This is a genomic window from Prauserella muralis, assembly GCF_003202285.1.
In the GTDB taxonomy this organism is placed as follows: domain Bacteria; phylum Actinomycetota; class Actinomycetes; order Mycobacteriales; family Pseudonocardiaceae; genus Prauserella_B; species Prauserella_B muralis.
Window position 1 is genome coordinate 41,456 of sequence record NZ_MASW01000014.1, and the last position, 13,283, is coordinate 54,738.

Annotated in this window: 11 protein-coding genes; 1 reads left to right on the forward strand and 10 read right to left on the reverse strand. The window is 69.1% G+C overall.

The window, feature by feature from the left end; genetic code table 11:
• Position 1: 1 nt before the first annotated feature.
• The gene (locus BAY60_RS35620) at positions 2-670 is read left to right on the forward strand and encodes a response regulator transcription factor (protein WP_110341457.1); all 669 of its coding nucleotides are present in this window, start codon (positions 2-4) and stop codon (positions 668-670) included.
• Between the two features lie 12 nt (positions 671-682).
• On the opposite strand, the gene BAY60_RS35625 is transcribed toward BAY60_RS35620, so the two are convergent.
• The 10 genes from BAY60_RS35625 to BAY60_RS35670 all read right to left on the reverse strand — a co-directional run bounded on the left by BAY60_RS35625 (position 683) and on the right by BAY60_RS35670 (position 13,277).
• A complete protein-coding gene (locus tag BAY60_RS35625; protein ID WP_112285699.1) occupies positions 683-895 on the reverse strand; it encodes a hypothetical protein in 213 nt (70 codons plus the stop codon).
• Positions 892-2,247, reverse strand: a complete 1,356-nt coding sequence (locus tag BAY60_RS35630) for a peptidylprolyl isomerase (protein WP_110341460.1) — start codon at positions 2,245-2,247, stop codon at positions 892-894. The genes BAY60_RS35625 and BAY60_RS35630 overlap by 4 nt, the downstream gene beginning before the upstream one ends.
• Positions 2,244-4,460 (reverse strand): MMPL family transporter, encoded by a 2,217-nt coding sequence (locus BAY60_RS35635; RefSeq protein WP_233520112.1) that lies wholly within the window; start codon positions 4,458-4,460, stop codon positions 2,244-2,246. Before BAY60_RS35635 ends, BAY60_RS35630 begins: the two co-directional genes overlap by 4 nt.
• 119 nt (positions 4,461-4,579) lie before the next feature.
• On the reverse strand, positions 4,580-5,875 hold the full coding sequence (locus BAY60_RS35640; protein WP_009156918.1) for an MlaD family protein: 1,296 nt from the start codon (positions 5,873-5,875) through the stop codon (positions 4,580-4,582).
• A 13-nt stretch (positions 5,876-5,888) separates the two neighbouring features.
• Positions 5,889-7,154, reverse strand: coding sequence for an MlaD family protein (locus tag BAY60_RS35645; protein WP_110341464.1), 1,266 nt, complete (start codon positions 7,152-7,154; stop codon positions 5,889-5,891).
• Entirely contained in the window at positions 7,151-8,470 is a 1,320-nt protein-coding gene (locus BAY60_RS35650; RefSeq protein ID WP_009156920.1) for an MlaD family protein, read from the reverse strand. The genes BAY60_RS35645 and BAY60_RS35650 overlap by 4 nt, the downstream gene beginning before the upstream one ends.
• A 5-nt stretch (positions 8,471-8,475) precedes the next feature.
• Positions 8,476-9,756: an MlaD family protein gene (locus BAY60_RS35655; protein WP_110341466.1), complete on the reverse strand. Its 1,281-nt coding sequence runs from the start codon at positions 9,754-9,756 to the stop codon at positions 8,476-8,478.
• Positions 9,756-11,186, reverse strand: coding sequence for an MlaD family protein (locus BAY60_RS35660; RefSeq protein ID WP_112285700.1), 1,431 nt, complete (start codon positions 11,184-11,186; stop codon positions 9,756-9,758). The genes BAY60_RS35655 and BAY60_RS35660 overlap by 1 nt, the downstream gene beginning before the upstream one ends.
• Positions 11,183-12,412 (reverse strand): MlaD family protein, encoded by a 1,230-nt coding sequence (locus BAY60_RS35665; protein ID WP_110341470.1) that lies wholly within the window; start codon positions 12,410-12,412, stop codon positions 11,183-11,185. Before BAY60_RS35665 ends, BAY60_RS35660 begins: the two co-directional genes overlap by 4 nt.
• A gap of 4 nt (positions 12,413-12,416) precedes the next feature.
• Entirely contained in the window at positions 12,417-13,277 is an 861-nt protein-coding gene (locus tag BAY60_RS35670; RefSeq protein WP_009156924.1) for an ABC transporter ATP-binding protein, read from the reverse strand.
• Positions 13,278-13,283 lie beyond the last annotated feature (6 nt).

Consider the following 13,283-nt stretch of genomic DNA (forward strand, 5'->3'; position numbering starts at 1 on the left):
CATGGATGGTGATAAGCTGGTGGTGGTCATCGTCGACGACCACGATCTGTTCACACAGGGCTTGGCTCTGTTGCTGGAGAGCCGGGTCGGCGATCGTATCTCGGTCGCAGGGTCGACCAGCCGGCCGGAGGAAGCGGCCGCGCTGGTCGGTTCGACTGGCGCCGGTCTGGCGATCGTCGATCTCGCCATGCCGCCGATCGGCGGCGTGGCGGCAGTCCGGCACATCAAGTCGCGCCATCCGGACACCAGGATCTTGGCGCTGTCGGGCACCACCGATCGGGGTTTGGCGGAGGAGGCATTGTTGGCGGGCGCCGACGGTTACCTGTCGAAGTCCGCGGACCCCGACACGCTCGTCGCCCCATTACTAAGCGTCGCGGCCGGTTTCCGAGTCGTCGAACCAGATCTGTTCACCGCGCTGCTGGATGGCATCCGCCGCCCGCCGGAAACGATTCTCCAGAGATTGGATACCGAGGAGATGCGCCTGTGGGGCTTGCTCGCGCGGGGCGCCGAGACCATCGAAATCGCCGAACGGATGCTGGTCTCCGAGCGTACGGCCAAACGCATGATCGCGGCCCTGTTACACAAGCTCGACGTCGGGAGCCGCGCGGAAGCCGCGGGACTGGCTGGATACTATGGGCTGATCGACCGGCCCAAGGATACGGGCGTCTGAGACATGCCGGCATCAAGGTCCCCACAAGGCCAGAACGGACACGACGACGAAGGCAGCCGCCACCACCTGTGCGGCGACCGCACCCCGGCGCAGCACCCGCGCGCGGCGGGCGCGTTCCCGGGCACCGAGCGCCGCAGGTACCGCCGTGTCGGCATTCCGCAAGCCCCACCGGCCGAGCAACACGAGTAGTACCGCCAGCACGAGCAGGGGACCCGCCGTGCTCACCGGGGACCCCCTTGCCGGGGCGGCTGACCGGGTTCGGCTGGCTCCTGCCCTTGGGGAACCCCGAGCTCACCCGGCTGCACGCTCGGCGGAGCGTCCGGGGATGCGGGCAGGTAGGCATCGGCGTACTGGATGTCCGCGTCGCGGATTCGCTCGGCCAGCCAGTCGCGCCAGGTTTGGAGCTTTCGTTCCAGTTCGAGTTGCTGCTTCAGCGGGTCGCGCACCTGGTCGAACCTCGCGGGCTCGGCCGGGGTGATTCCGGTGACCATACCGACGTTCCAGCCGAACTTGTTCTGCACAGGGCCGAAGTGCTCACCCCGCCCAGCGGCGAAGGCTGCCTTGGCGTAGCCGGGCTGAAGCTGGTCCCGGGTCACGGTGCCAAGGTTTCCACCGTCGCTTCGGGTCGCGCTGTCAAGACTACGCTGTCGGGCAAGCGTGTCGAACGATGCCCCGCTGCGGAGTTCGGCAACGATCCGGTCTGCCTCGTCTTTGGTCCGAACGACGATGTTGGCCAGTTCCCGGCGCTCAGGAGTCCCCAGCTGATCTTTTCGTTTGCTGAATGCCTCACGGATTTCCTGGTCGCCGACCTCCGGTGTGTCCTTGGTGACCGTGTTGAACAGCTGGTCCATGGCCAACTGCTTCTTCACCTCGTCCAGGACGGCTCGTTCCGACGTGCCCGCGTTGCCCAGCGCCTGGACGAACTGGTCGCGACCTTGGGTGCCTTCGCCGAACTGCTGGGTGACGAACCGGCTCAACGTGTCCCGGGCCGCCTTGTCCGCCACCACGATGCCGTGGTCCCGCGCCGCCCTGTCGAGGAGCAGGCTCACCGCATAGGCCTTGGCGGCGTCGCGCCGGAAACGGTCCAGCCTGCCGGGCTCCTGCGGTGGCTCGATACCGTAGAGTGCACGCCATGTGTCGGTGACTTCGCCTAGGTCGTCAACGGTGACGACACGATCGTCGATCCGGAAGGCGGCATCGTCCGGCAGTTGCTCACCAACCCACCAGAGGTAGCCGCCCGCGCCACCGCCCGCGAGCAGCAGCGTCACGGCCGCGACTGTCCGCGCCTTCCGGGTCCGCGGGAGCCTGATTCGCCTGAGGAGGCCGCGCAGGCCGCCCGGCTCACCGTCGGCGTTCCGCTCGGCATCTACGCCGTCCGCACCGCTGTCGTCGTTGTTGGCGATGTCGCGGTCTTGGCCACCCGTGCCCTGGGTTCCTTGCTCTCGCCGCTGGTCCGGCGAGCAATCCTCGGCGACGTGGGTGTCCCGGTCCGTGCCCGAACGCTCTGCGTCGTTCTCACGCGTATCAGCATCCTGTTCCTTGGCATCCGTCACGTCGGATGTCTGCCGCTGCTTCATGATCCACCTCCTGGCGTGGTGACGGATACGGGCGGAGTGGTCGCGGTCGCTGGGCGACGATCGCTCCGCCGGAGGGGCTTCACGGTAAGCCAGACGACGCACGCCGCGGCTCCGAGGGCGAGCAGCACCGATGCGGCGAGCAGCAGACCGAACTCCCGGACCGCCTCGAGCTGGGACACGGCGAGCACCGCGTACCCGACGGCCGATGTCGCCGTGGCCAGCAACACGGAGGTGCGCAGCGCGGCGTTGCCCCGTCGCACCGCTTCGGCGAGCAGCACGGTGAACTCGCACCCGACGGCCGCTGTCAGGGAACCCAGCGCGGCGGTGATCGGGGTCAGCGGAACCCGTGCCACCCACAGGGCGGCGAGGCCGACCCCGGTTGCGAGGGTGGCGGCGGCGACGGCGCGCGCGGCGTCGCTCCTGCGGCGCAGGCCGATCAGGAGCACGCCCCCAGCGGCGAGGATCCCCGCCACATTGGTGATGACACGGTCGGAGGAGACAAGTTCATGCCCGCGGACCGCAGCCATCGGCAAGCCGGTCAACTCCACCCGGTACCCCGTCGGGGGCGGTGGCAGGTTCCTGGCGACGTCGTCGCGCAGCGTCCGCAGCTGGTCGAGGTCGTCCATGCGCACACCGAAGCTGAGCACAGCTGCCCGCCGGTCGTCGCGGAACACCGAGCCGGTGAGGTACGGCGGCAGCAGCCGGGTCGCGGCCTCGATCTGCGCGGCGGACGGCGACGACCCGAGGAAGGGAAGCAGGGTGGCGGGCGAGATGACCGGCCGGAGCTGGTCTCCGTGCCGTTCGACGATCATGCTCTGAGCGCTGTGGGACCAGCTGACGGCCTGGGGTGCGAGCACGTCGGGGCCGCGCAACACCACCGCCACCTCACCGGAGGAGCCGATGACCGATTCCACCTTACGCGCGTCCTCGAGGGTTTCCAGCCCTGCGGCGAAGTTGCGGAAGTCGCTGTCGAGTCTCAACTGCGGCAGCATGACCCAGCCCGTCGCCGCGACCGCGACGGCGAGCAGCGCGGCAGCAGCCCGGATCGGCCAGGACGCAGCGGTGCGGGTAGCGGGCCGACGGTCGCCGCGAGGCTCAGCGTCAGCCCGTGACACCGCGCGCACCAGCACCATACCCAGCGCGGCGGCGAGCAGAACGCCGAAGGCCAGCGTCAGGCCGAGGTCCCGGACGAGGGGTAACGGGGACAGCGCCAGGGTGGCGAATGCCGCCGCGGTCGCGCTGGCGACCACCAGCACGACGCGACGCCGGGCGTGCTGCGCGAAGTAGGTTGGATAGTAGCTGCCGATGCCCAAGAGCACGGGAAGGAAGGCGACCACGCCCAGGGACAGGGGCCGGTCTAGCCACCCGAACGTGGCGACCGTGAGCGCCACCGCCACGGTGGTCGTCACCACGGGCAGGAGCCGTCGTCGCACACCCCGGGTCCAGGGGATGAGCAGAAAGCACGCGGCGACCGCCACCACCGCGATCCCCCCGATCACAGGGATTTCCCAGCGCACCTGACTGGCCAGATCCGAGGTCACCGTGGGAACGCCGGAAACGATGGCACGCTCGGCACCCACGGTGTCGCGGGCCGCCGAGACGGCATTCCGGACGCTCTGCACGAGCCGGTCGGTGCCGTCCTGGTCCAGCCCCTCGCGTGGCCGGATCAGCACGGCGACGGCCCGGTCGGACGGGACCATGAACCGCCACTGTGGTTTGGGTTGCCCGTCCGGTGTGTGGAGGACCGTCTCAACGAAGCCGGGGTTGCGCAACGTGGGCAGCCCAGCCGGAAGCCCTTGCACCAGGAGTGCCCCGTACCGGGCGTCGAACTCGGCCGCCGTCGCGTCTCCGCCTCGGGCGCGGAGGGCGTCGCGTCGTCCCGCGAGCTCGGCGAGCAGGTCCTGCACCCGGCCGGCGATCTGGTTGAGCGTGGTCGCGGGGCCGTAGGTGGCGGCGACGTCGGGTAGGCGTGACAGCTGGCCCTCCAGCTGCAGCAGCGGCAGCAAATGTTGCTGGTCGAGCAGCTCACCCGGCTGGCGTGACTCGAGCAGGACCACGACGGGGTCCCCGCCGAAGTCGGACGCCGCCGCCTGCAGCTCCTGCAGCGCGGGGTCGTCGTGTGGCAGGAAGGACTCGACACTGGTCTCCAGGCGCACCTGTGCCAGCCCGCCGATCAGGAAGGCGACCACGAGCAGGGCGCCCAGGATGGTCACGGCGCCGCGTTTGGTCCGGTACCGCGACCACCGGGGGCGCCGCTTCTCCGCTGGCGCATGGGAGTGCCGACCCCAAGGCATGGGCAGTCGGAGCCGGAGGCGTGGAGGACGCGGCCTTCTCATTTGTTATCACGCTGCACGCGGGGGTACTCGCCGTCGAACGGGCCCGGGTTGGCCGCCTCCCCCGGTGCGGGGTACGGGTTGTACTTGTCCAGCAGGGGGATCTGGTTGAGGTTGAGCGGGTTGCCCCGGACGCTCTGCTCGTTGACCGGCGGGAACGTCCGCAGCCAGCGGCCGTTGGTGTCCCCCCGTGCCATCGACTGTGCCATGTTGGCGAACATGCTGGCGACATCGGGGCCGTAGGGCCGCAAGTAGGCCAGCATGGGGTTGACGTCGGCGAGCGCCACGTCGAGGGTCGGCAGCAGGCGCTGCGCGTCGGCCGCCACCGCGGGGACCCTCGTGAGGGTGTCCGGCGCGGTGTTCAGCACGCCGTCCAGGGAGGGCAGCAGGCCGCGCAGGTCGGCGGAGGTCCGCGGCAGTTCCCGCAGTGCGGCACTGAGGTCGGGGGCGGCCGTACGCAGGTTCTGGGCGATGGGTGCCAGGCTGGTGGAGAGCCGGTCCAGGTCGTCGGTGGCGGCGCTCGCGCTGTCCAGGACCGGTGGTAGTCGACGGAGCACCGCCTCGATCTGGCCGGCGCCGTCGGCGGTGGTACGAGTCAGGGTGTCGGCGTCGGCGACCAGCCGGGCAATCTGTCCTTGGCTGGTGTCGAGCGCGGCCAGCAGGGTCGCCGTCTTCCCCGTGAGTTTCGACAGATCGTCGCTCTGGGCGGACAGCGCGGCCAGGGCGCCCTGTCCCTCCCGGCCGAGGTAGCCGAGGCCGGTGAGCGCACGGGAGATGTTCTCGCGGCTGCCTTCCGTCGCCCCGCCGAGGGAACGCACCGCGCTTGCCAGCGCCTCACGGGTGGGCTGGTCGAGGCTGGCCAGAACATCGTTGAGCTGCACCGGCGGCTGGCCGGCTGAGTCCGGCAGGGTGGCGCCGCTGGGCACCGGCGCGCCGTCACCGTCGCTGATCTCCAGGAAGGTCTCCTCGACCAGGGTCTTGTTCCGGACCCGCACCGTGGCACCTTCGTGCACCGGATACTGGTTGTCCAGTTCCATCGTCACGCGTGCCCGCTCCCCGGCAGGGCGAACCTCGGCGACTTCGCCGACCCGGACGCCGGCGACCATCACGTCCGCGCCGGGCACCAGGTTCGCCACCCGGGGAAAGCTCGCCGACAACTGGTAGGCCGAGCGTTGGAAGGGAAGCCGCCCGCCCGAGTTGTCCCAGAGATAGCCGAAGATCACGGCGCACACGGCGACGAAGACGATCAGGACGGTGAGCCGGATGGCCGGCAGCACGGAATGCGAGATTCTCATGGTGGTCGACCGCCTAGCGTGGTGTCGGGCTGGACAGGATCTCGGCGCCCGGGAGCGGCAACGTGCTGGGCGTCACCTGGAGCAGGCCACGCAGGATGCCGCCATTGGCGTCGTGGAGGCTGGTCACCGAGTTGGTCTGGTACACGAAGGCTCCCAGGTCGTTGAGATAGGGGAGCAGGGAGGCGGTGATCGGCTCCAGCCGGCTGGTGGTGTGCCGCAGGTCGGGCAGGAGGGCGTTGACGTCAGTCACCAGGGGCCGCAGGTCGTTGACGACGGGCCTGGCCTTGGTCACCACCGGGTTGGCCACGTCCACGGTCTCGCCGACGCGATCGACGGTGGCGGTCAGCCTGCGCAAGGAATCCGGGAGCGTGCCGGAGGCCTGCCGCAGGCTGTCCAGGACCGGATCGAGCTGGTCGCTCAGGGCCTGCACGCTGCCGGTGGCGCGGCCTAGCTCGTCGGTCACGTCGGGCAGCTGGGCGAGCGCCTCGTCGATGGCGTCACTCTGCTCTCCGGCCGCGGCCAGCGTGTGCTGCAGGTTCCTCGCGAGCTCGGCCAGGCGCTGGTCGTTCTCACCGACGGCGCTGGACACCTGAGCGAGTGCGGTGACCAGTTGCGCGAGCTTGTCCTTGCGGGTCTGCAGCTCGACGACGACGGGTTTGAGGTCACGCACGACGCGGTCGGTGGCGGACAGCCCGCCCGGCAGTGCCTCCGGCGCGTGGGCCAGTGCCGTGTCGGACTCGGTGAGCAGCGCGGTCAGGGCGCTGCGGGTATTCGTGTCGAGGTGCGCGAGGACCTCGTCCGCTTGGATGGGCCGCTGCGACTGCGTTGCCGGGATCATGTCCCCTTCGGCGAGCGGCTTGCCGGGCGGGCCACCGGGATCGATCTCCACGTACATCTCGTTCATCGGGCTCTTGGGCCGCAGCACCGTCCGGGCGTTGTCGTAGACGGTGTGACCGGGTTCGATCGAGAGTGTCAGCTCCGCCTTGCCGTCGTCGGAGACCGAAGCGGACTCGATCTGCCCGACCTGCACACCGGCGATGCGGACCTCCTGTCCGTTGCCGGGGCTCACGGCGGGCGCGTTGTCGAACTCGGCTGTGAAGACGAACTGATCCTGCCACGGCCAGGTCGTGGTCCCCGATCCCTGCTGACTCAGGATGTATCCGCCGGCGCCGAGGCCGAGGGCCACCAGAACGGCCAGCGTGAGCACGTTGCGTCCCAGGCGCGGCTCGTTGCGCACCCGCTGCCACGTCTTGCGCAGGCGGTGCCGTGTGCCGCTCATCGTGGCTCTCCCTTCCCGATGCCGGTGAGGTTGCGGAACAGCTGTTCCAGGCTGATCGGCAGGCCGGCGAGCGTGCCTGGGGCGACTCCAGGATGGAACGCGATCGAGGCGCCGTTGGCGTCGGTCATGGAGGAGGCCCGGTCGACATTGGCGAACATGTACGCCAGCTCCTGGTACAGCGGCCTGTCTCCGCCGGTGTCCGAGTAGGGCCCGGTGCCGTGGTAGGGCGAAAGGACCGTGGCTTTGACCGGACCGTTGAGGCGGTCCAGCACCGGGCCACGCACGTCGTCGAGCACGGGCGTGGCGTCGCGGGCGGTGGGCACCAGCCGCTCCACGACGGGCCTGGCATCGACCAGCAGGTTCTTCAGGTCGGTCACCAACGGGCGGGCCTTCGCCAGTACGGGATCGGCATGCGCCAGCGCGGTGTCGAGTTCCGCCGCGACGGGGCGCGCCGGGTCAGCGGTGTCCCGCAGCCGGATCAGCGTGCCGTCCAGGCGGCGCAGCCCAGCGTTCGTCGAGTCCAGGGTCCGGGGCAACGTCGCGAGCGCGTCCGCCAGGTCGGCCGAGCGCCGCCCCAGCACGGTGCCCAGGGTGTCCAGGTCACGCACGATGGCGTCCAGTTGCCCTGGCTGCTCGGTCAGCGTCCGCGCCGTCGACTCCAAGCCCCCCACGACGTGAGTGAGGTCCGTTGCCGGGCGCGTGCCCCGGGCGGCGTCGAGTACGGTGGCCGCCGGGTCCAACGTGCCTGGGGCATCGGCGAGGAGCCGGTCCAGCGCGGCGCGGCCACGTTCGTCCAACGTGCGATCCAGCGAATCAACGGCCGACGTCGCGGACTCCAGCGTGTCGGGTGGCAACGCCCGGGTGACCTTGTCGAGCTCCACTGGGACCTCCGTTCGCGCGACCGGGATGGTGCCGCCGAAGTCCCCGGGCTGCCCTCCGGGTACGAGATCGAGGTAGTACTTGCCACCCAGGAGTGTGGCGGGGCGGATCACCGCGGACGGCGCGGAGCGGAGCTTGCCCGGAATGTCGCCGTCGACCTTGACCTCGACTCGCGCGGAGCCGTCGGACCCCGGTTCGACGGCGGTGACCTTGCCGACCGGGACCCCGGCGACCTTGACCTCCGTGACGTAGGGACGAAGATGGTAGTCCCGGGCGAAGTGGATCGCGAATGTCGTGCCCGGCTTCAACGTGGTGAGAATGGGGTCCTTGTTGAACAGGCCGACGCCGACCACCAACGCTACGACGATGAAGACCAGGCCGAGTCGGAACGGGGAGCGCCGGGCCCGTGCGAGCCTCTTCCGCGGATTCGATTCCATCTGTGTCACCTCGGTCCCAGCAGTGTGCTCTTGTCTCGTGCGGCCTCGCCGGGTGCCGGGTACGGGTTGCGCGCAGTCAGCGGGTCACGCAGGCCCCGCACGATGCCGGTCGCGGTGCTCGTCCCGACCGGCGGTGAGAAGCGCAGCCAGTGGCCAGCCGCGTCACCCTGATGCAGGGCGTCGGTGGCGTGGGTGAACCACAGCGAGATCTCCGGGGCGTAGGGCGCCAGAACGGCCAGGGGTTGCTGCGCCGAGCCGACCGCCTCCCGGATACGCGGCGCCACCGGGCGCGCATCGGTGAACGTCCGGGTCAGGCCGTCCACCGCGGGCATCGCCTGCCCCGCGACACCGGGCACCTTGTTCAACGGCGGAATCCCTTCTCGCAGCACGCCGCGCACATCGGGGGTTGCCTGGCCGAGCGCCTGTGCTCCGGGCCGCAATGCCGCCGCGGCGGCCTCGGTGTCGGCCAGCGGCCGCCGCAGGGCCTCGAGGCTGCCGCGGACCTTGGTCAGCGTGTCCGGCGCCTTGGTCAGCGCGTCGGACACCGGCCTGGCGTTGTCGACGGCGACCGAGCGTAGGGTGGTGTCGAGCTGGCGCACAAGGTTGCTGAGTTGCTGCTCCCGGCCCTGGAAGCGGCCGCTGAAGCGATCCACGGCCTGCAGTGTCTGGACAAGGTCGGCACCCCCCTCCGTGGTCAGCGCGCGCGACACGGTCGCCAGGTCGGGCAGCTCGGTCGGCAGAGCGGCCAGCGTGTCTCGCAGGTCCTGCGTATGGCCTGCGACACCGCCGCCTGTTTCCCGGAGCGTCGAGCCCAGCGCCTTGCGGGTGGGCTCGTCCAGCACGGCGAGCAGGTCCGACAGTTCCTGGGCTCCGGTCGTTTCCGAGGCCGGGATGACCTCCCCGGGGTCGACCGCGCCGGCTTGTGGTGAACCGGGGTTGAAGGCGACGTACTTCTGGCCGAGCGCGGAGCGCGCCCCCACCGATGCGGTGACGGCCGTCGCGTTGCGGTAGATGGACCGGTGGCCATCGAACCTCAGCTCGACGACTGGCTTGCCGTCCACCAGGGTGATCTCGCCGACCTGCCCGACGCGCACGTCGTTGATCCGCACGTCATCCCCGCTGCGCAAGCCTCCGACCTCAACGAACTCGGCGCGCACCACGGTGCGCGGCAGACCGGGTATGCCCTTGTTCGCAGTGATCGCGACGCCAACGGAGGCCACGAACACCACGAGCACCACGATTCCGGTGAGCACCGAACGCCGGCGGCGCTTGCTGTTGCTTGCCATCATCGACTTCCTCCCCCGATGAGGAACTGGACGAGTCCCTGCTCCTGCTGTGGGTCGAGCCCGGTCACACCTGCCTTGGGGTCCTGTTCGGTGGAGAGCAGCCCACCGAGGATGCCGCCGTCCCCGGTAAGGCCGGGTACCTGCGGCAGGGGCAACGGCGCACGGTCAGGCTGGGGTGGTGTTTCCGGCGGTCGTTCGGAGGGCGGACCTTGCTGCTGCGCGGGTGGCGCGCCGTTGGGCGTGGGCACGGCCGCGCCGAGCAGATCCGGACTGACGACCAGCATCGCGCGGAAGTAGTGTGAGATGCCATCCCGGCCGTTGGTGGTCAGTGCCCAGTTACGGATGAAGCCGAGCACGTTGCCGAGGTTGGCGGTCAGTTCACCGACGACCGGACGCAGGTCGCCCACCGCCGACCGCAGGTCCGGACCGGCCTGCCGAAGCTGGTCCACCACCGGCCTGGCCTCGTCCAGCAGGCGCTGAGCGTGCTCGAGGACGGGGTTGGCGTGCGCCAGGGCGGGATCGGCGGCGTCGGCGAAGCGCTGGATTTCGGCGCTGATCGCGGCGAGGTCGTCGGTGGTGGGCCGGATCGCCGCGAGGGTCGGCGTGGTCTCGGCGGCGGTGCCGGTGAGCTGGGCGAGCGTCGCGCGGGCCGTCGCGAGGGTCTCTGGCAGACGCCGCAACGTCTCGGTCAGTTCCCGCCGTTTCGTGGCGGTGGCCGCGGTGAGCTTTCGCGCCGAGGCGACCAGCCGGTCGAGGTTGGCTGCCTGGTCGGCGGCGAGAGCGCTCGCGACAGGCTGCAGCTTGTCCACCAGGCTGCCGAGCAGCTGGTTCTGGTCCCGCAGGACACCGGACAGGGCCGTGGTGTCGTTCATCGACGACTCGAGGGCCCGGATGGTGGCGTCGACATTTCCGCCGTTGCCACGGATACCTTCCCCGAGCATGGTCACCAGCGCGGCCAGCGACCGTCCGGTGGGGTCGTCGACCGTGTTGAGCACCTCATCGAGGTCGGCCTGCGCGCCGGTTTGCCGCATCGGGAGGACATCGCCATCGCCGAGTACCGGCGCGTCGGGGCTTCCCCGATCCAGCTCGACGTAGCGCTCGCCGAGCAGGCTCACTGGACGGATGGTGGCCCTGGCGTCCGTGTGCACGGGAAGGGCCTCGCTCTCCAGGCTCAGCACCACGGAGGCCTTGCCGCCCCGCACATCCATCGCCGCCACCTGGCCGACCTTCACGCCACTGACCTTCACCTCGTTGCCGACCAGCAGAGGACTCGCATCGGCGAAGCGCGCGACGATCGTGGTCTGGCCCGGCTCGCTCTCCTGGTCAATGCCGACTGTTCCCGCTGTCACCCCGAGCACGGCCACCGCGACGACGGCGAGAATCCGGCCACGCGGTAGCCGACGAGGCACCTGGTTGGGCTGCTTGCTCATCGCACTCCACCTCCGGCGGCATCCACCCAGGGCTGGTCGACCAGCGAACCGGGCGCCGGTGTCAGGTCCTTCTTGTAGCCGGGGGGGACGATGCCCGGATTGACGTTGACGCTGCCGAGCCCGGCCTGAACGTAGATCCGGGCGTAATGGCCGTTGGTGTCATAGTTGGCGTTCGCGGAGCCCCAGTTCGCGGCCCATCCGGCGATCTCCGGGGTGTAGGGCCGGAGAAAACTCAACGCGGGAGTGAGGTCCCCGACTAGTGAGTTGGCGCCCGGCAGTACCCCATGAGCGCTGTCCAGCAACCCCGGGGTGTAGCGAAGCAGATCCCGCGCCACCGCCAGTGTTGGCCGCAGTTCCGCGACGAGCGGGCGCAGGTCAGCCAGCACCGGCCTCAGGTTCCGCGCCACCGACGGCAACTTGTCGGTAGCGGGTTTCAGATCCTCGAGCAGCGGAACCGCCTTGTCCGCGACGGAAGGGACCCGGTCCAGTGTCGTCTTCGCCGTGTCCAACGTGCCCGGAAGTTTGTCCAACGCCTCCGCCACCGCGTGCTTTTGCTGTGCGGTGAGACGGGTCGTGGTCGAAACCTGCTCGATGATATTGCGGATGGCCTGCTCGCGGTTGACGAGCGTGGACACGATGCCATCCAGTTGGGTGATCAGTTGCTTGATCGCCGGACCGTCACTGCCGACCGCCCGCAGAACCTCACCCAGGGCCTCCAGCGCCGGCCCCGCCGACCGCAACGTGTCACGGAGGTCCTCTTCGTTGCCGTCCACGGACTTGTCAAGCCGCCGGATCAGGGAGGACAGGTGCTCTCGCGTGGGCTCATCCAGTGCCGCGAGGACCTGGTCGACCTCCATCGGCGTAGGCATTTCCCCTCGGATCATTCCTCCGTCCGGGATGACGGCGTTCCCGGCGGGCCCGTCCGCGACGGCGACGATACGTTCACCCAGCGCCGCCTTCCACTCGATGGTCACGACCGCACCGTCGTGCAGCGGAGCGTGGTCGTTGTTCATCGCCAACGTGACCCGGGCCTTGCCGTCCTGCACCGCGATGTTCTCTACCCTGCCCGCCTCGAAACCCTTGACGTGAACTGAGCCGCCTTCGACGACGTTGGTGGCTGATGCGAGCACGACGTCGACTCGATAACCGTCGTCCCTCCCCAGCACGAAGCCAGCAACTCCGAGAACGACGACGGCGACGACGCCGAAAGCCAAGATGCGTCGCATCGAGTCAGTCCATTCCCAACGGTCCAGCGGAATCTCCGGAGAGAAACTGCCGGACAAACGGGTCCTCGGACGCGAATGCCTCCTCGGCCTCGCCGTAATGCACCACCTGTCCCTGCCAGATCAGGCCAACATAGTCACTGACCTTCCGCGCGGTCCTAATGTCATGCGTGACGAGAAGGTAGGTCCCCTTGTGCTCGTTGTGCATTTTGAGGATGAGGTCGTTGAGCAGGCTGGTACGCACCGGATCGAGACCGGAATCCGGTTCGTCGAACAGCACGACCTCGGGATCCAGCACGAGCGCCCTCGCGAATCCGGCCCGCTTGCGCATCCCACCCGAAACCTCACTGGGTAGTTTCGCCATTGCCTTCTCCAGCCCGACCTCCTGGAGCCGACTCACCACAATTTCCTCGATATCCGACTCGTCGAGATCGGTGTGCTTACGCAGCGGGAAGGCGGTGTTGTCATAAATATTCATCGATCCGAAAAGTGCACCGTCCTGAAACAGGACGCCAAACTTCTTGCGCAGGTCGTAGCGTTCCTTCTCGCTGATTTGCCAGATGTTCTTGCCGAACACGACGATCTCTCCGTCATCCGGCTCCAGCAGTCCTACGAGGTGCTTCAAAAGTACGCTTTTGCCGGTCCCTGAAGGTCCCAGGACGGTCGTGATCGCGTCATCGACGAAGTCGATGCTCATTCCGTTCATCACCCGGAAGCTGCCGAACGACTTGACGACATTCCGCACTTCCATCGAGTGCCGCAGCTGTCCGTTGCCGTCTCGACGCACCTGATCGCCGGCAGGCAGGTTCCCCGCATGGGGAAGTTGCGTCGTCGGCTCTGTCGCCGTCGAGGGTGACACAAAGGACATCGTCAA

Coding starts and splice junctions, on each gene's coding strand:
- BAY60_RS35620 (WP_110341457.1), top strand. CDS start 2: ATGGATGGTGATAAGCTGGTGGTGGTCATCGTCGACGACCACGATCTG.
- BAY60_RS35630 (WP_110341460.1), bottom strand. CDS start 2,247: ATGAAGCAGCGGCAGACATCCGACGTGACGGATGCCAAGGAACAGGAT.
- BAY60_RS35640 (WP_009156918.1), bottom strand. CDS start 5,875: ATGAGAATCTCGCATTCCGTGCTGCCGGCCATCCGGCTCACCGTCCTG.
- BAY60_RS35645 (WP_110341464.1), bottom strand. CDS start 7,154: ATGAGCGGCACACGGCACCGCCTGCGCAAGACGTGGCAGCGGGTGCGC.
- BAY60_RS35650 (WP_009156920.1), bottom strand. CDS start 8,470: ATGGAATCGAATCCGCGGAAGAGGCTCGCACGGGCCCGGCGCTCCCCG.
- BAY60_RS35655 (WP_110341466.1), bottom strand. CDS start 9,756: ATGGCAAGCAACAGCAAGCGCCGCCGGCGTTCGGTGCTCACCGGAATC.
- BAY60_RS35660 (WP_112285700.1), bottom strand. CDS start 11,186: ATGAGCAAGCAGCCCAACCAGGTGCCTCGTCGGCTACCGCGTGGCCGG.
- BAY60_RS35665 (WP_110341470.1), bottom strand. CDS start 12,412: ATGCGACGCATCTTGGCTTTCGGCGTCGTCGCCGTCGTCGTTCTCGGA.
- BAY60_RS35670 (WP_009156924.1), bottom strand. CDS start 13,277: ATGTCCTTTGTGTCACCCTCGACGGCGACAGAGCCGACGACGCAACTT.